The 18666-nt window shown below is 63.7% G+C and carries 20 protein-coding genes; 12 read left to right on the plus strand and 8 right to left on the minus strand.

Annotated features, from left to right (window positions below; all coding sequences use genetic code 11):
• Nucleotides 1-45: 45 nt before the first annotated feature.
• The 4 genes from ACWGTO_RS07685 (at nucleotide 46) to ACWGTO_RS07700 (ending at nucleotide 2403) form a co-directional block, all read left to right on the plus strand.
• Nucleotides 46-480 (plus strand): cupin domain-containing protein, encoded by a 435-nt coding sequence (locus ACWGTO_RS07685; protein ID WP_454574264.1) that lies wholly within the window; start codon nucleotides 46-48, stop codon nucleotides 478-480.
• 121 nt (nucleotides 481-601) lie between these two features.
• Complete coding sequence (locus tag ACWGTO_RS07690) at nucleotides 602-1357, plus strand: copper homeostasis protein CutC (protein ID WP_454574265.1); 756 nt, start codon at nucleotides 602-604, stop codon at nucleotides 1355-1357.
• Nucleotides 1357-1851 (plus strand): GNAT family N-acetyltransferase, encoded by a 495-nt coding sequence (locus ACWGTO_RS07695; protein WP_454574266.1) that lies wholly within the window; start codon nucleotides 1357-1359, stop codon nucleotides 1849-1851. The genes ACWGTO_RS07690 and ACWGTO_RS07695 overlap by 1 nt, the downstream gene beginning before the upstream one ends.
• A 69-nt stretch (nucleotides 1852-1920) precedes the next feature.
• Nucleotides 1921-2403 (plus strand): SRPBCC family protein, encoded by a 483-nt coding sequence (locus tag ACWGTO_RS07700; protein ID WP_454574267.1) that lies wholly within the window; start codon nucleotides 1921-1923, stop codon nucleotides 2401-2403.
• 138 nt (nucleotides 2404-2541) lie between these two features.
• On the opposite strand, the gene ACWGTO_RS07705 is transcribed toward ACWGTO_RS07700, so the two are convergent.
• The 4 genes from ACWGTO_RS07705 to ACWGTO_RS07720 form a co-directional block, all read right to left on the minus strand.
• Nucleotides 2542-3339, minus strand: a complete 798-nt coding sequence (locus ACWGTO_RS07705; RefSeq protein WP_454574268.1) for an FAD binding domain-containing protein — start codon at nucleotides 3337-3339, stop codon at nucleotides 2542-2544.
• Between the two features lie 118 nt (nucleotides 3340-3457).
• Nucleotides 3458-5803 (minus strand): xanthine dehydrogenase family protein molybdopterin-binding subunit, encoded by a 2346-nt coding sequence (locus ACWGTO_RS07710; protein ID WP_454574269.1) that lies wholly within the window; start codon nucleotides 5801-5803, stop codon nucleotides 3458-3460.
• Nucleotides 5804-5916: 113 nt separating this feature from the next.
• Nucleotides 5917-6417, minus strand: a complete 501-nt coding sequence (locus ACWGTO_RS07715) for a (2Fe-2S)-binding protein (protein ID WP_454574270.1) — start codon at nucleotides 6415-6417, stop codon at nucleotides 5917-5919.
• 65 nt (nucleotides 6418-6482) lie between these two features.
• Nucleotides 6483-6701: a hypothetical protein gene (locus ACWGTO_RS07720; protein ID WP_454574271.1), complete on the minus strand. Its 219-nt coding sequence runs from the start codon at nucleotides 6699-6701 to the stop codon at nucleotides 6483-6485.
• Nucleotides 6702-6721: 20 nt separating this feature from the next.
• Here ACWGTO_RS07720 and ACWGTO_RS07725 point away from each other — a divergent pair, with 20 nt between their 5' ends.
• The 3 genes from ACWGTO_RS07725 to ACWGTO_RS07735 all read left to right on the plus strand — a co-directional run bounded on the left by ACWGTO_RS07725 (nucleotide 6722) and on the right by ACWGTO_RS07735 (nucleotide 9729).
• Nucleotides 6722-7858 (plus strand): FIST N-terminal domain-containing protein, encoded by a 1137-nt coding sequence (locus tag ACWGTO_RS07725; RefSeq protein WP_454574380.1) that lies wholly within the window; start codon nucleotides 6722-6724, stop codon nucleotides 7856-7858.
• 4 nt (nucleotides 7859-7862) lie between these two features.
• Nucleotides 7863-9206, plus strand: coding sequence for an ATP-binding response regulator (locus tag ACWGTO_RS07730; protein WP_454574272.1), 1344 nt, complete (start codon nucleotides 7863-7865; stop codon nucleotides 9204-9206).
• A 181-nt stretch (nucleotides 9207-9387) separates the two neighbouring features.
• On the plus strand, nucleotides 9388-9729 hold the full coding sequence (locus ACWGTO_RS07735) for a hypothetical protein (RefSeq protein WP_454574273.1): 342 nt from the start codon (nucleotides 9388-9390) through the stop codon (nucleotides 9727-9729).
• Nucleotides 9730-9775: 46 nt separating this feature from the next.
• Here ACWGTO_RS07735 and ACWGTO_RS07740 read toward each other — a convergent pair whose 3' ends face one another.
• Nucleotides 9776-10459: a response regulator gene (locus ACWGTO_RS07740; protein WP_023681717.1), complete on the minus strand. Its 684-nt coding sequence runs from the start codon at nucleotides 10457-10459 to the stop codon at nucleotides 9776-9778.
• Nucleotides 10460-10666: 207 nt separating this feature from the next.
• Between ACWGTO_RS07740 and ACWGTO_RS07745 the strand changes: the two genes are divergently transcribed.
• Genes ACWGTO_RS07745 through ACWGTO_RS07755 form a run of 3 tightly spaced genes read left to right on the plus strand, consistent with a single transcriptional unit; the run spans nucleotide 10667 to nucleotide 13094 of the window.
• The gene (locus ACWGTO_RS07745; RefSeq protein WP_454574274.1) at nucleotides 10667-11359 is read left to right on the plus strand and encodes a fumarylacetoacetate hydrolase family protein; all 693 of its coding nucleotides are present in this window, start codon (nucleotides 10667-10669) and stop codon (nucleotides 11357-11359) included.
• A gap of 4 nt (nucleotides 11360-11363) precedes the next feature.
• A complete protein-coding gene (maiA, locus tag ACWGTO_RS07750; RefSeq protein WP_454574275.1) occupies nucleotides 11364-12014 on the plus strand; it encodes a maleylacetoacetate isomerase in 651 nt (216 codons plus the stop codon).
• A 39-nt stretch (nucleotides 12015-12053) separates the two neighbouring features.
• Nucleotides 12054-13094 carry a zinc-dependent alcohol dehydrogenase family protein gene (locus ACWGTO_RS07755; protein ID WP_454574276.1) on the plus strand — a complete coding sequence of 347 codons (1041 nt, stop codon included), beginning with the start codon at nucleotides 12054-12056 and terminating at the stop codon, nucleotides 13092-13094.
• A 129-nt stretch (nucleotides 13095-13223) separates the two neighbouring features.
• Here the strand turns inward: ACWGTO_RS07755 and ACWGTO_RS07760 are convergent, their stop codons facing one another.
• On the minus strand, nucleotides 13224-14087 hold the full coding sequence (locus ACWGTO_RS07760; protein ID WP_454574277.1) for a DMT family transporter: 864 nt from the start codon (nucleotides 14085-14087) through the stop codon (nucleotides 13224-13226).
• 106 nt (nucleotides 14088-14193) lie between these two features.
• On the opposite strand from ACWGTO_RS07760, the gene ACWGTO_RS07765 reads away from it, so the two are divergent.
• Nucleotides 14194-15630 carry an aminotransferase-like domain-containing protein gene (locus tag ACWGTO_RS07765; RefSeq protein ID WP_454574278.1) on the plus strand — a complete coding sequence of 479 codons (1437 nt, stop codon included), beginning with the start codon at nucleotides 14194-14196 and terminating at the stop codon, nucleotides 15628-15630.
• A gap of 4 nt (nucleotides 15631-15634) precedes the next feature.
• On the opposite strand, the gene ACWGTO_RS07770 is transcribed toward ACWGTO_RS07765, so the two are convergent.
• A complete protein-coding gene (locus tag ACWGTO_RS07770) occupies nucleotides 15635-16528 on the minus strand; it encodes a LysR family transcriptional regulator (protein ID WP_454574279.1) in 894 nt (297 codons plus the stop codon).
• A 130-nt stretch (nucleotides 16529-16658) separates the two neighbouring features.
• Here ACWGTO_RS07770 and ACWGTO_RS07775 point away from each other — a divergent pair, with 130 nt between their 5' ends.
• Nucleotides 16659-18095, plus strand: a complete 1437-nt coding sequence (locus tag ACWGTO_RS07775) for an MFS transporter (protein ID WP_454574280.1) — start codon at nucleotides 16659-16661, stop codon at nucleotides 18093-18095.
• Here ACWGTO_RS07775 and ACWGTO_RS07780 read toward each other — a convergent pair.
• The gene (locus ACWGTO_RS07780) at nucleotides 18092-18589 is read right to left on the minus strand and encodes a MaoC family dehydratase (RefSeq protein WP_454574281.1); all 498 of its coding nucleotides are present in this window, start codon (nucleotides 18587-18589) and stop codon (nucleotides 18092-18094) included. The genes ACWGTO_RS07775 and ACWGTO_RS07780 overlap by 4 nt on opposite strands.
• Nucleotides 18590-18666 lie beyond the last annotated feature (77 nt).

An 18666-nucleotide genomic window follows, 5' to 3' on the forward strand; every position in this document is an offset into this window, starting at 1 on the left:
CGCGGATGCCTGCCACGGATGTGGCGGCAAAAACTTGGAGGAACCATGCGAAAGATTCTGGCATCGACGCTGCTGTTCGCGGTCGCATTATCCGTAAACGCCGCCCTGGCACTGGACAGCAGCGGAACCCCGGTAGTCGTGACGCCGCTTGCCGATCGCACCCAGACGGCTTCCGGCCAGCCGATCGTGCTGCCGCAGAAAAATGTCCAGGTGCTGGTTTCGACCTACAACATCGCGGTCGGCGCCACCTTGCCGGTGCACAAGCACCCGTTTGCCCGTTACGCCTATGTCGAGGCCGGAACGCTCAAGGTGACGAATGTCGAGACCGGCAACGCCAACACCTACAAGACAGGCGATTTCATCGTCGAGATGATCGGCCAGTGGCACCAGGCGACCAATATCGGTGACGGCCCGGTCAAGCTGCTGGTCATCGACCAGGTCGAGCAAGGCGTCAAGAACACCATTCTGCAGAAACAATAGGCCTCCCGCGACGGATCTAGGCCGGCTTCCCGGCTGGCCCAAGCAGCGATTGGTTGTTCCGCTTCCCCGGCAATCGAGCCGATGCTAGGGCTGGCCGTCTGCATTAATGAAGGATCGTCTCTTGGCCGGTAATGCTCGCCCCCTGATCGAAATCTGCGTCGAAGGCATAGACGGACTGCTGGCCGCGCAAGCCGCCGGCGCCGACCGGGTCGAACTCTGCGCCAGCCTGGTCGAAGGCGGCATCACGCCGAGCCTTGGCACGGTGCGCGCAGCGCTTGAGAGCGCGACCATCCCTTTCCATGTCATCGTGCGGCCGCGCGGTGGCGACTTCCTCTACAGCGAGGCCGAATACCGCTCGATGCTCGCCGATGTCGCAGCGCTGCGCGATCTCGGCGTCGCCGGTGTCGTCGTCGGCTGCCTCAATGCCGACGGCACCATCGACGAAACCCGCATGGGCGCCCTGGTCGAGGCGGCGGGTCCGCTCAACGTTACCTGCCACCGCGCCTTCGACATGACCCGCGACCCGGCCGAGGCGCTGGAAGCGCTGATCCGCTGCAAGGTCGGTCGCGTGCTGACCAGCGGTCAGCGCGATACCGCGCTTGAAGGCGCCGGCCTTTTGGCGGACCTCGTCCGCCAGGCCGGCAGCCGCATCATCATCCTCGGCTGCGGCGGGCTCGATCCCGACAACATCGTCGAGGTGCTTGCGAAAACCGGGCTGACAGAAATGCATTTCGCCACGCTCAAGGACGTGCCGAGCGCAATGGCCTATCGCAATCCGCAAGTCGGCATGGGCGGCACCGATCTCGACCGCGAATATCGCACCACGGTAACCGACGCCGCGCTGGTTGCGGCGACCATCGCGGCGGCCAGGGCTTGATGACCGTGCCCGCGCCGATCTGCCGCGTCTCGGCAGCGGAAGAAGCTGCCATCCTCGCGCTCAACAATGAGCATGCGGCCGAGCTGTCATGGCTCGAACCTGAACGGCTGTCCTTCCTGCTCCGCGAAGCGTTTTACACCAGGCGCATCGGCGCGCTCGAAGCCTTCATCATGACCTTCGACCAGGATGCACGCTACGACAGCCCGAACGTCCTCTGGTTTCGCGAGCGCTATCCACGCTTCGTCTATGTCGACCGCGTCGTCGTAGCCGGGGAGGCGCGCGGCCGCGGCCATGCCCGCAGGCTTTATGAGGATCTGTTCGTGGAAGTCGCCCGCGCAGGCCACAGCATCGTCACCTGCGAGGTCAATGCCGAGCCCCCCAACCCGGCTTCCGACGCCTTCCACGCCGCGCTCGGCTTTGCCGAGGTCGGCGACGCCGTGATCCATGGCGGCAAGAAGGCGGTGCGCTACTATCTCAGGCAGATCGCCGGATGACGCGGGCGCCACTGGCGCCATAAAGAAGCCAGGCCTAATGTAACTTCCGCCAGCCGGAGGCGAAATACCATGCCGAGCAACGTCTTCCGCTTCGATGAGAGCTGGGACATTCCCGAGGCGACGCCGCAACAGGTCTGGGACGTGCTCTCCGACGCAGAGTTGCTGCCGCTGTGGTGGGGCGACGTCTACAAGGAGGTCGTGCCACTCGACCGCAAGGGCAAGGGCGTCGTCGGCTCGCGGGCCAAAGCGCGGGCACGAGGCGCCCTGCCCTATGAACTGAACTTCATCGTCGAAGCCGCCGAGCTCGAGCCCGGCCGGCTGGTGGTGGTCAAGACCTTCGGCGATTTCGACGGCCTGTGGCGTGCGGAACTGTCGCCTTCGGGAACCGGCACCCATGTCGATCTTGTCTGGCAGGTGACGGTCGAGAGGCCGATCCTCAAGTTCCTGGCGCCGTTGCTCAGGCCAGCCTTTGCCTGGAACCATCGCTGGACCACCCCGCGCGGCGAAGCAGGCCTGCGCCGCTATCTCGCGGCGCAGAAGAAGGCGGCATGATACCGCCTTGCTGGCTGCCAGCCAGACGCACGCCGATTTTTTCGCGATAGAATAGCTCTGCGTTTCCTTGAAACATGAGCCGCCCCAGCAAAAAGGGGCCACGAATGGCCCCTTTCCAATCATTTATTTCAGAAGAAATCAAGCGTTGGCGGCGTTCACCGCGCGCTTGGCCATCACCGCGATCAGGTTGGCGCGGTATTCGGCCGAAGCGTGGAGGTCGGTCATCAGATTCTTCGCCGGCACTTTCACGCCGTCGAGCGCTGATGCGGCAAAGTTCTTCGCCAGCGCGGCCTCGATTTCCTTCGAGCGGAACACGCCGTCGTCGCCGGCGCCGGTGACGGCAACGCTGACCCCATCCTTGCCCTTGGCCACGAACACGCCGACGATCGCGTAGCGCGAGGCCGGATTGCGGAATTTTTCGTAGGCAGCCTTCGCCGGCGTAGTGAAGCTGACCGCGGTGATGATCTCGCCCTCCTTCAGTGCCGTCTCGAACAAGCCGGTGAAGAATTTGGCGGCCGAAATCTCGCGCTTGTTGGTGACGATGGTGGCGCCAAGCGCCAGCAATGCTGCCGGATAATCGGCAGCCGGATCATTGTTGGCGACCGAGCCGCCGATCGTGCCCTTGTGGCGGACCGCCGGGTCGCCGATCAGCGACGCCATATTCGCCAGCGCCGGACAGGCCTTTCGTAACTTCTCGTCACTGGCGACGTCGTAATGTGTGGTGGCCGCACCGATGGTGACGGTCTTGCCCGATACCTTGACGCCTTGCAGCTCCTTGATCCGCGACAGGTCGACCAGGTCGGAAGGTGCTGCAAGCCTGGTCTTCATCGCCGGGATCAGCGTCATGCCGCCCGACAAAAGCTTGGCGTCGCCGCTCTTCACCATCTTGGCGGCGTCAGCGACCGAGGCGGCGCGGTGGTAGTTGACTGCGTACATGGGATCCTCCCTGAAGTGATTAGGGAGTAGTGAGTAGTCAGCAGTCAGTAGGGAGATGGCCTCTGACGGAGGCCGAGGCTTTCTATTCCCTGCTCACTATTCCCTACTCACTACTCACTCATTTCGTTGCCCGGATCGCTGCCCAGACGGTGGACGGCGAGGCCGGCATGGCGATGTCGGTAATCCCGATTGCGTCGGTGATGGCGTTGATGACTGCCGGCGGCGAGCCGATGGCGCCGGCCTCGCCACAGCCCTTGATGCCGAGCGGGTTGCTCGGGCACGGCGTGTTGGAGGTCGAGACCTTGAACGACGGCAGGTCGCCCGCGCGTGGCATCGTATAATCCATGTAGCTCGCCGTCAGCAGCTGTCCGCCGGCGTCGTAATGGGCGCCTTCGAGCAGCGCCTGGCCGATGCCCTGGGCAATACCACCATGCACCTGGCCCTCGACGATCATCGGGTTGATGATGTTGCCGAAATCGTCCGCCGCGACGAACTGGACGATCTCGGTCGTGCCGGTTTCCGGATCGATCTCGACCTCGCAGATGTAGCAGCCCGCCGGGAAGGTGAAGTTTGCCGGATCGTAGAACGCTGTCTCCTTCAACCCCGGCTCCATGCCGGCCGGCAGATTGTGGGCGGTGTAGGCGGCAAGCGCCACCTGGAACCAGGGCAGGCTCTTGTCGGTGCCGGCGACCTTGACCTCGCCATTCTCGATGACGATGTCGCCCTCGTCGGCCTCAAGCAGGTGGGCGGCGATCTTCTTGGCCTTGGCCTCGACCTTGTCGAGCGCCTTGGCGATTGCCGACATGCCGACGGCGCCCGAGCGCGAGCCGTAGGTGCCCATGCCCATCTGCACCTTGTCGGTGTCGCCATGGACGATCGAGACCGAGTCGATCGGCACGCCAAAACGCTGGTTGACCAGCTGCGCGAACGTCGTCTCATGGCCCTGGCCATGGCTGTGCGAGCCGGTCAGCACCTCGATCGTACCGACGGCGTTGACCCGCACTTCGGCCGATTCCCACAGGCCGACGCCGGCGCCGAGCGAACCGACCGCCGCCGACGGCGCGATGCCGCAGGCCTCGATGTAGCAGCTCATCCCGATGCCGCGCAGTCTGCCCGCCTTGGCGGCGGCCGCCTTGCGTTTGGCAAAGTCGGCATAGTCGGACGCCTTTGTCGCCGCATCGAGCGAAGCGCCATAATCGCCGGCGTCATAATTCATGATCACCGGTGTCTGGTGCGGGAAGGTGGTGATGAAGTTGGTGCGCCGAAGTTCGGCCGGCGACACGCCGAGTTCGCGCGCCGCCGTCTCCATTGTCCGTTCCAGCAGATAGGTCGCCTCCGGCCGCCCTGCCCCGCGATAGGCATCGACGGGGGCGGTGTTGGTGTAGACGGTGCGCACATTGGCGTGGATCGTCGGGATGTTGTACTGGCCCGACAGCAGCGTCGCGTAGAGATAGGTCGGCACGCAGGACGAGAACAGCGACATGTAGGCGCCGAGATTGGCGATGGTGTCGACCTTGAAGCCGGTGATCCGGTTGTTCTTGTCGAACGCCATTTCCACGGTCGAGACATGGTCGCGGCCATGCGCGTCGGTGAGGAAGCTTTCGGTGCGGTCGGCGACCCATTTGACCGGCACGCCGGTTTTCTTCGATGCCCACAGGCAGACGATCTCTTCGGGATAGATGTAGATTTTCGAGCCGAAGCCGCCGCCGACATCGGGCGCAATGACGCGCAGTTTGTTTTCCGGCGCGACATTGTAGAAGGCGCTCATCACTAGCCGCGCGACATGCGGATTCTGCGAGGTCGTCCAGCAGGTGAAGTGGTCCTCGGCCTTGTCGTAGTGGCCAAGGGCGGCACGCGGCTCCATAGCGTTCGGAACCAGCCGGTTGTTGACGATCTTCATGCGGGTGACATGGGCGGCAGCCTTGATCGCCGCGTCTGTCGCCTTGGCGTCGCCGATCTCCCAGTCGAAGATCAGATTGTCCTCGGCCTCGGCATGGACCTGCGGCGCGCCTTTTTGCAGCGCCTTGGTCGCATCGACCACCGCCTTCAATTCCTTGTAGGTGATCTCGACGGCTTCCGCCGCATCACGCGCCTGGCCCTTGGTTTCGGCCACCACGATGACGATGGCATCACCGACATAGCGCACCTTGTCGACAGCGAGCGGCGACCAGGCCCCCATCTTCATCGGCGAGCCGTCCTTGGAATGGATCATCCAGCCGCAGATCAGGTTGCCGATGCCGTCGGCCTTGAGTTCCTTGCCGGTCAAGACGCCGATGACGCCGGGCATGGCCTGCGCCTTCTTGACGTCGATCTTCTTGATCTGCGCATGCGCGTGCGGGCTACGCACGAAAGCGGCATGCTTCATGCCGGGCACCACCATATCGTCGACATAACGGCCGGCGCCGGTGATGAACCTCTTGTCTTCTTTGCGCGCGACCCGAGCGCCGATACCTTCAATGCCCATAAGGAATTCCTCCGGAATTTAGGGGAGTAGGGCAGTAAGGGAGTAGGGAAAAGCGGCCCGGTTTAGCCTTTTGCCCTACTCCCCTACTGCCCTATTCCCTTATTACCCTCGTTCTAAGCCGCTTGTTTCGCCCTGCCCTTCGCCCCCTTCGCCATCGTCTTCGATGCGGCGAGGATCGCCTTGACGATGTTGTGGTAGCCGGTGCAGCGGCAGATGTTGCCTTCGAGTTCGGTGCGCACCGTCGCCTCGTCGAGGCCTTCGGGATGGCGCGCGATCATGTCGGTCGCCGTCATGATCATGCCTGGCGTGCAGAAGCCGCATTGCAGCCCATGATGTTCCTTGAACGCGGCCTGCACCGGATGCAGGTCGGCGCCGTTGGCGAGCCCCTCGATCGTCACCACGGTCGACCCGGAGGCCTGCACGGCCAGCATCGAACAGGACTTCACCGCCCTGCCGTCGACATGGACGACGCAGGCGCCGCATTGCGAGGTGTCGCAGCCGACATGCGTTCCGGTGAGACCAAGATTTTCGCGCAGGAAATGAACCAGAAGCGTTCGGTCCTCGGCAGCCCCGCTGACCCGTTTTCCATTCACGACAAACGAAACGTCCGACATGCATCCTCCCTGGGTATAACCTCGGTAATCATGCTGCCGATGCGGCTTTGGCGCTCGGCCATGCGCTATTCGTACACCGCACAACGCGCAAAAAACACACGCGTGGTCATTGTACTTTCGGTCATGGAGAAAGCGAAAATCATGGGCTCGTCCGCCCCATTGCCAAAGTGCGGATTGAAGGCAACAATGCCATCGACGCTGGCGCGCCAAAAGACATAAAAACGAAAACAGGCGCGCACAAAAATGCGTCGGAGGAACGCGGAGAAAGCTGCTGGCCAGTTCACGGACGAGCTATGCATCCGGTCTGTCGGCGATCACCACCGACGAGCCCGACGCCGATGCATTCGCCCGGGCTGTCGCCGCTGAAGCCTCTGCCATCAACGCCGGCTTTGCGCTGCTGTTCTTCTCGCAGAGCCTGGTCGACGCCACCGCACTGTCGCAAGCGTTGAAGACCCATGCGCCGACGCTGGCCTATGCCGCCTGCTCGACGGCCGGCGAGATCACCCCGCAGGGCCTAGAGGAAGGCCATGTGCTGGCGCTTCTGCTTCCTTCCGCGTCATTCTCCGCGGTCAGCACCATGGTCGACAATCTCTCCTCGTCGGGCATGGACAGGATCACCGATGAAGTCGAGGCCTTGCGGCGCTTGCTGCGCGGACGCATCGGCGGTTGCCATTCCAACAGCACCTTTGCGCTCTGCTTCATCGACGGCCTGTCCTTTGCCGAGGAAGCGGTGACATCGGCCATCCATTGGGGGCTGGACGACATCCCGCTGATTGGCGGTTCGGCGGGCGACGATTTGAAATTCGAAACCACCAGGCTGATCTCGAACGGCAAGGTGGCTTCCGACAGCGCCATCATCGTGCTGATATCAACCGAAATTCCGTTCCACGTCTTCAAGACCGACAATTTCGTTCCTACAGATGAGAAGCTGGTGGTGACGGCATCCGATCCCGACCACCGCACCGTGCGCGAATTCAACGCCACCAACGCGGCCGAGGAATATGCCGCTTCGGTCGGCATCGTTGCGCAGAACCTGACGCCGCTGAGCTTCGCCTCGCACCCGGTGGTGGTGAAGGTGGGCGGCGAATATTATTGCCGCTCGATCCAGAAGATGCATCCCGACGGCTCGCTGTCATTCTTCTGCGCCATCGACGACGGCGTCGTGCTGTCCATCGCCCAGCCCAAGGACATGGTGGAATCGACGCGCGCCGCCCTGCGCGACGTCGGGGAGCGGCTCGGCGGCATCGACATGGTGCTCGGTTTCGATTGCGTGCTGCGAAGGCTCGATGCGCGCAACCGCCAGGTGTTCCGCGACATCTCCGAACTCTATCGGGTCAACAACGTCATCGGCTTCGGCACCTATGGCGAACAGTACCGGTCGATGCACCTCAACCAGACTTTCACCGGCATCGCGTTCGGCGAACGCCAGGCGGCGGAGTAGCCCCATGCCGCTCAGGGATATCGACGACGTCGACAGGCTGAAGAAGATCAACGCCGCTCTGGTCAGCCGCGTCGAGCGCTCGATGGACCAGCAGGGCAACGCCTTCTCGCTGTTCCAGACCGCGATCTCACTGGAAAACCGGGTGCGCATCCGCACTGAGGAACTGCATTCGACGCTGCGCCGGCTGGAGCAGTCGAACATCGACCTCAGCGCCGCCAAGGAAAACGCCGAGCTGGCGAACCTGTCCAAGACCCGGTTCCTGGCCGCAGCCAGCCATGACGTGCTGCAGCCGCTGAACGCCGCCCACCTCTCGGTCTCGGCGCTGGCCGAAGTGCAGACCAGCGAGGAGGGCAAGAAACTCGTCCGCCAGGTCGAGCGCTCGCTGGAGACGATGGAAGACCTGCTGCGCACGCTGCTCGACATTTCCAAGCTCGATGCCGGCGTGGTCGAGCCCGACATTGGCGACGTCAATCTGGAGACGCTGTTTTCCTCGCTACGCTCGGACTTCCTGCCGGTGGCCGAGATGAAGGGCCTGGCGCTGAAGTTCCGCCCGGTCAGCGCGGTGGTGCGTTCGGACCGCACGCTTTTGCGCCGCATCCTGCAAAACATCCTATCCAATGCGCTGCGCTACACCCGCTCCGGCGGCGTGCTGGTCGGCACAAGGCACCGCGGCGACACCATCCGCATCGATGTCGCCGACACCGGCTGCGGCATTCCCGAAGATCAGCGCGAGGCGGTGTTCGAGGAATTCCATCGCGGCTCCGCCATTCCGGGCGATACCGGAATCTCCGGCGGCGGGCTGGGGCTCGGCCTTGCCATCGTGCGGCGCATGGCCGCCGCGCTCGGCCATCCCGTGACGTTCTCCTCGAAGCTCGGGCGCGGCACGATCTTCCATATCGATGTGCCGGTCGGCATCGGCGCCAGCGCCGATGCCATCGCCAGCCTTGCCGAGATGGAGCGTCCACGCGGCTACGGCCTCTTCGGCACCAAGGTGCTTTTGGTCGAAAACGACGCCGACGTGCTGCAGGCGATGACCTTCCTGCTCGAGCGCTGGCAATGCCTGGTGCGCGCCGCGACCTCGACCGAGGACGCAATCAGCCTGCTCGGCGACACCGACTGGGTGCCCGACATCGTCATTGCCGACCAGCATCTCGACGACGGCGACCTCGGCACCGCCACCATCGCCGAAGTCCGCGACTATCTCGGCCGCGCGGTGCCGGCCCTGATCGTCACCGCCGACAGTTCCGAAGCGGTGGTGAAAGCCGCCCGCGCCGCCGGCATCGAACTGATGCGCAAGCCGCTGAAACCGGCGCAGCTAAGGGCGCTGCTGGCACATTTGCTGGCTTGAAACAGGTTATGCGGCAGGTAGAACCGATGACGAATAATATTCTTCGCTACCCTGGGAAAGCCGGCGTCACCGCGAGATAGCGCAGCGGTCCGGCATCGTCATCCAGTGGCCAACTATGACCTCAATCCTGGATTAAAATAAATTGACAGCCAGATCACGAGCTCATCGAATTCTCTCAAAATTGAAAAATTACAAACCCGTTCCACAGGATGCGTTCGAAACCTCTGAAGAAATACTTGGAATTGGCCGGCATATTGGGACATACCACGGCGACAAGCCGAACGGTCCTATTTATTTCTACGAGAATGGAATTGAATACGATCACTTGGGAAAAAGAACCGTCCTATATCGAAATCTTAGGCTTGTATCAGCTCCAGATGGAGCGGGTAGCAAATACCTAAACATAAATCTTAAGGACGGCTCGATGATTAATTTGTTTCCGAACGGCGTTTCAGATCTTTTGGCGATGATCAGATACTTTATGAGGGTTAGAGATGATGCGAAAGACGGCCTGAAGTTCTAACTAGGGCGCTTTCGGCTTATGGTGACAGTGCACTCATTTCGCCCCCTCAAAACCCCGCCTGATCCCTAAACAACTCCGCATTGTCCAGCTTCGACACCTCGATCACCGCTTGCGTCCTGCTGTACACATTGAGCTTGCGCAGGATCTCCGAGACGTGCGCCTTCACCGTGGTTTCGCCGACCTGCAACTCGTAGGCGATCTGCTTGTTGAGCAGACCCTGGCGCAGCATCTGGAGCACCCTGAGTTGCTGGGGCGTCAGTTTCGCCAGCCGCTGCACCATATCGGCGCGGTCTGTGCTGTCAGCGTCGGGCGGCTGTCCCTCGTAGTTTTCCGGCACATAGATCGCGCCCTCCATCACCGAGCGGATGGCGGCGGCAAGATCGCTTTTGCGCGCCGATTTCGGGATGAAGCCGGCGGCACCATAGGACAGCGCCTCGGAGATGATCTTCGGCTCCTCATAGCCCGAGACGACGACCACTGGCAGCCGCGGATGGCGGGTCCTGAGCTGCAGCAGCCCGTCAAAGCCATGGACATCAGGCATGTTGAGATCGAGCAGCGCCAGATCGAACGGTTTTATCCCACCCAGAAGATCGAGCGCTTCGGCGATCGATCGTGCCTCCACCGTGTCGACTTCGGGATAGGCCATCTGCACGGCGCTGTGCAACGCCTCGCGAAACAGCGGATGGTCGTCGATGATCAGGAACCGGGCACGATCGTTGATTGCTGTCATGGGGCTCGTTTCAGTCCTCCCTGGGCACGATACTCCCGCTGGTATGGCCAGCTTATTGGCAAATAGTCTATCGCCATCTTAACCCCGGAGGCGAAGCCGACTTCTTCCAGACAATCAAGGCCGAGCCGACGCTTTTGCGGACGCTCATGCTTGCCCGGCGGTTCAAATCGGTCAAATGTGCCGGGAGCTGGAGCAGAAAGACCGTGCATGACAGAATTCGTCCTCCCCTTGCCCACTGCCCCGTCGGTCGCCATTGCCGGCTCGCCGGCCCGCTTTGCGGTGCGCCGCATCTTCTGCGTCGGCCGCAACTACGCCGCGCATGCGCGCGAACTCGGCAATGACGAGCGCGACCCGCCCTTCTTCTTCACCAAGCCGGCCGATGCGGTGGTCGATAGCGGCACCACGATTCCCTACCCGCCGCTGACCAAAAACCTGCATCACGAGATCGAGCTGGTCGCGGCGATCGGCAAGGCCGGCGTCCGCATCCCCGGCGCGCAGGCGCTCGACCATGTCTGGGGCTACGGCGTCGGCATCGACCTCACTCGCCGCGACCTGCAGGACGAGGCCAAGAAAGCGGCGCGGCCCTGGGACTGGTCTAAGGCGTTCGATCGTTCGGCGCCCTGTGGCCCCCTGGTCACCGCCGCACAATCCGGCCACCCGAAAAAGGGCCGCATCTGGCTCGCCGTCGACGGCGCGGTGAAACAGGATGGCGACCTTGCCGAGCTGATCTGGCCGATCGCCGATATCGTTTCGATCTGTAGCGAGTCGGTTGCACTACAACCGGGCGACCTGATCTTTACCGGCACGCCGGCCGGCGTCGGCGCCGTGGCAGTGGGCCAGACGATGACCGGCGGCGTCGACGGAATCGGCACGATCGAGATCACCGTCGGTCAAGCCTGATCCGATGAGCGCTCTCATCCTCCACAACTACTACCGCTCCTCCACCTCCTACCGGGTGCGGATCGCGCTCGAGATGAAGGGGCTGAGCTACGATTACGTGCCGCATCATCTGCGCCATGGCGAGCACCTGGAGCCGGCCTACCGCGCGGTCAATCCGCAAGCGCTGGTGCCGGCGCTGATCCTGGAGGGCGGCACGCTTTTGACCCAGTCGCTGGCGATCATCGAGTACCTCGACGAGATCAAGCCCGAACCGCCGCTGCTGCCCAGGGACGCGCTCGGCCGTGCCCGCGTGCGAATGCTGGCGCAAATGATCGCCTGCGACATTCATCCGGTGAACAATCTGCGCGTGCTGACCTCGCTGCGCACGCTGTTTGCCGCCGGCGACCAGGATGTCGTCAACTGGTTCCGCCACTGGGTGAACGAGGGCTTTCAGCCGCTTGAAAAGATTCTGGCTTCATCGGCCGAGACCGGCACTTTCTGCCATGGCAACGCGCCGGGCCTCGCTGACATCTGCCTGGTCGCCCAGATCGCCAGCAACGCCCGCTTCGGCGTCGACCTGACGCCCTACCCCACCATATCGCGCATCCACGCCGCCTGCATGGCGCTGCCGGCCTTTCAGAAGGCGGCGCCCGAGAATCAGATAGATGCGGAATAGCCGCGCAATGTTGCTGGTGCAGAGCATGAGGACCACCCGATGAAAGCCGTCGTCTTCGAGAAATTCGGTGAAGCGCCGACGATCCAGACCGTGCCCGATCCGAAGCCGGCCGCTGATGGCGTCGTCATCAAGGTCGAGGCGACCGGACTCTGCCGCAGCGACTGGCATGGCTGGATGGGCCATGACCCTGACGTCCAACTGCCGCATGTTCCCGGCCACGAACTGGCGGGCGTCGTCGTCGCCGCCGGCAAGCGGGTCACCCGCTGGAAGGCCGGCGAGCGCGTCACCGTGCCGTTCGCCGTCGGTTGCGGCCGCTGCTTCGAATGCAACTCAGGCAACCACCAGGTCTGCGAACACCAGACGCAGCCGGGTTTTACCGCCTGGGGATCGTTTGCCGAATATGTCGCCATCGAGCATGCCGACACCAATCTCGTGCGCCTGCCCGAGGAGATGGAATTCGCCACCGCCGCCAGCCTCGGCTGCCGGTTCGTCACCTCGTTTCGCGCGATTGTCGACCAGGGCCGGGTGACGCCAGGCGAATGGGTGGCGGTGCATGGCTGCGGCGGCGTCGGCCTGTCGGCGATCATGATCGCCAGTTCTATGGGCGCCAATGTCATTGCCATCGACTTGACCGACGAGAAGCTGGAATTCGCCAAAAAGATCGGCGCCGTGGCGACCATCAACGCGGCGAACACGCCGAATGTGGTCAAGGCGGTGAAGCAGATCACCAATGGCGGCGTGCATATGTCGATGGATGCGCTCGGGCATCCCACGACATCGTTCAATTCGATCGCCAATCTGCGCCGGCGCGGCCGCCATGTGCAGGTCGGCCTGATGCTGGGCGAACATGCCCGCCCGCAGGTGCCGATGGACAAGGTGATCGCCTTCGAGCTCGAAATCCTCGGCAGCCACGGCATGCAGGCATACCGCTACCCCGCCATGATGGAGATGATCCGCACCGGCAAGCTCAAGCCCGAACTGCTGGTCGGCAAGAAGATCAGCCTCGACGAGGCGCCCGCCGCCTTGATGGCGATGGGTGGGTTTGAGGGGATTGGTATTGGGGTTGTGACGAAGTTCTAAAGCGTGTCGCGTCGGATCGGATTCATGCGACGCGCTTTAGGTCTTTGTTTTTATGCATGTCGTTGTCCCAAAACCGAGATCACTTTTGGGCGACATGCATTAGGTGCGGAGTAGCCGTCCGCCGCGGATCTAGCGCGCGAACTTCTTCGCCCCGAACACGCAAGCGACTACGCCGAGCGTGACGACCACCATCAGCGGGCTCACCTGTTCGTGCAGCAGGCTTGCCGCCAACGCCAGGCCGAAGAAGGGCTGCAGCAGCTGCAACTGCCCGACCGCCGCGATGCCGCCTTGCGCCAGACCGCGATACCAGAAGACGAAGCCGATCAGCATCGAGAACAGCGAGACATAGGCAAGACCGACCCAGGCGCCGGAACCTATTGTGGCGAACGAAGGCGGCAGGGTCACGAAACTCAGCACCAGCATGATCGGCAGCGAGATCGCCAGCGCCCAGCAGATTACCTGCCAGCCGCCGAGCCTCCGCGACAGCGCCGCCCCTTCGGCGTAGCCCAATCCACAGACGATGATGGCGGCAAGCATCAGGCCGTCGCCGACTGGTGATGCCGTCACGCCTTGCGACAGCGCGAAGCCGGCGACCAGCCCGCTGCCGACGCACGAAAACAGCCAGAAGGCCGGGCGCGGGCGCTCGCCGCCACGCAGCACGCCGAAGATCGCGGTGGCGAGCGGCAGCAGGCCGACGAAGATGATCGAATGGGCGGAGGTGACGTGCTTCAGCGCCAGCGCCGTTAGCAAGGGAAAGCCGACCACCACGCCAAGTGCGACGATCACGAGCGACATGAAATCGGTGCGCTCCGGGCGTTTCTGCCGGAACAAGACAAGCATTGCCAAGCCGAGCAGCCCGGCAATCGCCGCGCGGGCCGAGGTCAAAAAGGTCGGATCGAAATCCGCCACCGCCACACGCGTTGCCGGCAGCGAACCGCTGAAGATCAGCACGCCGACGAATCCATTCACCCAGCCGCTCGCAGTCTTGTCCATTCCAGGCTCCAATTCTTGCGCTCTCTATCGGGCCTGAGGGTATGGAACTGCCAGAGACAATGCGGTACAATTTTGCAAAACTGTAATGGCCGACTGAGCAATACAGATGACCGAACTCGCTCTCAAAACTAACCCTGCGGACGCCGCCCTCGCTGCGACCACGCCTATCTCCCACACGCTGGTCGAAACTGTCATGGCGACCATTCGCCAGCGTATTGCCGCGCGCAGCTTGACGCCGGGCGCGCGGTTGCCTTCGATCCGTGCCTTCGCCAAAGCCATGCAGGTGTCGAAATCGACCGTCGTTGAAGCCTATGAACGGCTTGCCGCCGAAGGCGCGATCCGCTCCCGGCCGGGTTCGGGCTTCTATGCCGCCGGATCGCTGGCGCCGCTGTCGCTCGCCGAGATCGGCCCACGGCTCGACCGTGAGGTCGATCCGCTGTGGGTGTCGCGCCAGTCGCTGGAGGCCGGCGGCGAGATGCTCAAACCCGGCTGCGGCTGGATGCCGGCTTCGTGGATGCCGCAATCCGCCTTGCGCCGGGCGCTGCGCACGGTGGCGCGCGCTGACGATGTCGCGCTGGCCGATTACGGCACGCCGCTTGGCCTGCCGCCACTGCGGCAATTGCTGGCGCGGCGCATGGCAGGCCACGGCATCGAGGTCTCGCCCGAACAGATCATGCTGACGGAATCGGGCACGCAGGCCATCGATCTCCTTTGCCGCTTCCTGATCGAGCCCGGCGATACCGTTCTGGTCGACGACCCCTGCTATTTCAATTTTCACGCGCTGCTGCGTGCCCATCGTGCCAAGGTCGTCAGCGTTCCCTACACGCCATCGGGGCCGGATATCGAGCTGTTCGCGCAGGCTCTCGCCGAGCACAGGCCGCGCCTCTACATCACCAATTCCGCCATCCACAATCCGACCGGCGCGATCCTGTCGCCGGTCACCGCACACCGGCTGCTGAAACTCGCCGACCAGTCGGACCTGACCATCATCGAGGACGATATTTTTGCGGATTTCGAGCATAGCCCCGCCCCCCAGCTAGCGGCATTCGACGGCCTCAATCGCGTCGTCCACATCGGCAGCTTCTCCAAGACGCTGTCGGCCTCGGTGCGCTGCGGCTTTATCGCAGCACCGCGCGACTGGATCGAGCAACTCACCGACCTCAAGATCGCCACCACTTTCGGCGGCGGCCGACTGGCGGCCGAACTGGTGCTGGCGCTGCTCAGGGATGGCAGCTATCGCAAGCATATGGATCTGTTGCGGGCGCGCCTTTCGCGCGCCATGGGCGAGACGGCCGCGCGCCTGAAAGCGATCGGCATCACGCCATGGATCGACCAGCCGGCGGGCCTGTTTTTGTGGTGCAGCCTTCCCGACGGCATCGATGCAGCCGAAGTCGCCCGCCGCGCTTTGGCCGACAACATCGTATTGGCGCCCGGCAACGCGTTCAGCCTGTCGGGAACCGCCAGCCGCTTCCTGCGCTTCAACGTCGCGCAGTGTCAGGACGAGCGCATTTTCAGGGTGCTTGAGACCTCGATGGCGCGGTGATCGATCAGCGAGAGGCCGCGCAGACCTCGCGAACGCAGTCGCGCAGCCAGCGTTGCGCCGGATCGGCGTCAAGCCGTGGATGCCAGAGCATCGAGATGGTGACCTCGACTGTGGCGACCGGCAGCGGAAAGCTGACCATGCCGGCACGTGCGCCTTGGGTATGCCGTCCCGGCACGCTGGCGATCAGGTCCGACGCACGCGCCATGGCGAGGGCGGCCGAGAAACCGGCGACCATGCACACCACCGTCCGCTGCAGGCCAAGCAGAGCGAGGGCCTCGTCGATCGGTCCCCTTTCGCGGCCGCGCCTGGAAACACTGATGTGGCGGCCGGCTGCATAGCGTTCTGGTGTCATCGCACCTTCGCTCAACGGATGGCCGGCTCGCACCGCGCCGACGAACCGGTCGCGAAACAGCGCCTGTATGCGCACCTCCGGTCCGGTTTCGCCAGCGACGCCGATCTCCAGATCGATCGCCGCGTCGCGCAGCGAGGCGACATCCTTGTCGGCTTTGGGCGCAAAGCGCAGCCGCACGCCCGGCGCCTCGGCCTGGATGCGGGCAACAAGACGCGGTCCAAACTCCTCGACGAACCCTTCATTGGTGCGCAGCGTGAAGATCCGGTCCAGCTTCGCAAGATCGAGAAGCCTGGCAGGGCGCAGCAACGCCTCGGCATCCCCAACGACGCGGCCAGCCTGCCGCCGCAATTCCTCCGCGCGCGGCGTTGGAACCAGGCCGCGGCCGGCGCGAACCAGCAGCGGATCGCCCGTCGCCTCGCGCAGCCGCGCCAGCGTACGGCTCATCGCCGAAGGGCTGAGCCTCAGCCGGCTGGCGGCGCGCGCCACGCTGCCTTCGGCCAAAAGGACGTCGAGCGCGAACAGCAGATTGAGATCGGGCGATGTCATCAGCGGATTGTAACACAAGACATGGCGTTTGAAGCACGAATAAGATGCAAATGCTGCGAGTTCCGCCATGTCACTTCAGAAACTAGATCTCGGGCAGGGTCCGCTCTCGGATAGAAAAAAGGAGATCGCCATGGCAATTGCCGAGCAGAACGCAAGCGAGCGCGTCTCCGCGCCGCAACAGATCAAGTCCTCTGTCCTGGCGCTGGCCAGCCTGTCGCTCGCCACGCTGCTGTCGTCGCTCGGCACCAGCAATGCCAGCGTCGGGCTGCCTTCCCTCATGCAGGCCTTCGGCGCGTCGTTCCAGTCGGTGCAATGGGTGGTTCTCGCCTATCTGCTCGCCATCACTGCCCTGATCGTCAGCGCCGGGCGGCTGGCCGACATGTTCGGCCGCCGGCCGTTGCTGCTCGGCGGCATCGCACTGTTCACGCTGGCCTCGGTTCTCTGCGGGCTGGCGCCGACGCTGTGGCTGCTGATCGCGGCGCGCGCCGTGCAAGGGCTTGGCGCGGCTCTGATGATGGCGCTGACGCTGGCCTTTGTCGCCGAGACGGTAGCAAAGGAACGAACCGGCAGCGCCATGGGCCTGCTCGGCGCCATGTCGGCGATCGGCACCACGCTCGGCCCCTCGCTTGGCGGCCTTCTCATCGCCGGCTTCGGCTGGCGGGCGATCTTCCTCGTCAATGTTCCGCTGGGCGTCGCGGCCTTCGCGCTCGCCTGGCTGGCCCTGCCCGCCCGCGGCAAGGCTGCCGAAGCCGATCAAGGCAGCTTCGACGCAGCGGGCACCGCGCTGCTCGCTCTGACGCTCGCCGCCTATGCGCTGGCGATGTCGCTCGGCCGCGGCAATTTCGGCACCCTCAACATCGGCCTGCTGATCGCCGCCGGCGTCGGCGTCGTTCTTTTCGGCGTTGCGCAGACGAGAGCGAAGAATCCCTTGATCCGGCTTGCCGGCTTGTATGACATCAGGCTCACTGCCAGCCTCGCCATGAACCTCGTCGTCGCCACGGTGATGATGGCGACGCTGGTGGTTGCGCCGTTCTATCTGTCGCGCGGTCTCGGGCTCAATGCCGCGATGGTCGGTGTGGTGCTGTCGACAGGTCCGCTGGTCTCGGCGCTCTCGGCGCTCATCGCCGGCCGCCTCACGGATCGCTTCGGCGCGCACAGGATGATGGTCGCCGGACTGTTCAGCCTTGCCATCGGCACCTCATTGCTGTCGCTTGCTATGACAAAACTCGGCATTGCCAGCTATGTCATGCCGATCATCGTCACCTGCTTCGGCTACGCGCTCTTCCAGACCTCCAACAATGCAGCCGTCATGAACGGTGTCGCCGCCGGCGAGCGCGGCGTCGTGTCCGGCCTGCTCAATCTGTCGCGCAATCTCGGCCTGATCACCGGCGCTTCGCTGATGGGCGCCATCTTTGCGACCGCATCGACTGGAGGACCGGAAAGTCAGTTGACCTCAGCGGCAGCCGCCCAAGGCATGCAGATCACCTTTCAGACGGCGACAGCCCTGGCAGTGGCTGCTCTGTTGCTGGCGCTGCTCTCGGCCCGCGCCGCCGGCCGGCCGGCTTAGGCCCCAGCCCGCTTGCGGCGTTCGTAGAGCATGACCAGCGTTTCCGCGGTCAGCGCCGGCCTTTGCTCGCCCTCGATCTCGACCGTGTTGGCGGCCTTCATCAGGTATTGGCCCGGCCCCCTGTCCTCCACCGACAACAGCGTGGAGCGCAGCCGGATGCGCGCGCCGACCCTGACCGGTGCCAGGAAACGCACCTTGTCGAAGCCGTAGTTGAAGGCGGCTTGCGTGCTTTCAGGCACAATGCCCATGTCGAGCGCCAGTGCGCCGATGATCGACAGCGTCAGATAGCCATGCGCGATCGTTGTGCGGAATGGGCTCTGCCGCTTCGCGCGCTCCGGATCGACATGAATCCACTGATGGTCGCCGGTGCATTCGGCAAACTGGTTGATGCGGTTCTGGTCGACGGTCGTCCATTCCGACACGCCGAGCTCCTGCCCGACCATCGCCCTTAGCTGCTCGAAGGTCGGCGGCGCTTTCGACCGTAGTTCCGTCATTCCTGCTTTCCCGATGGCTCCAATGCCTCGGACCACGAACCGACAGCCCCTGTCAATTCGCCTGTTGCGATTCTGTT

The organism is Mesorhizobium sp. PL10 (genome assembly GCF_053714315.1).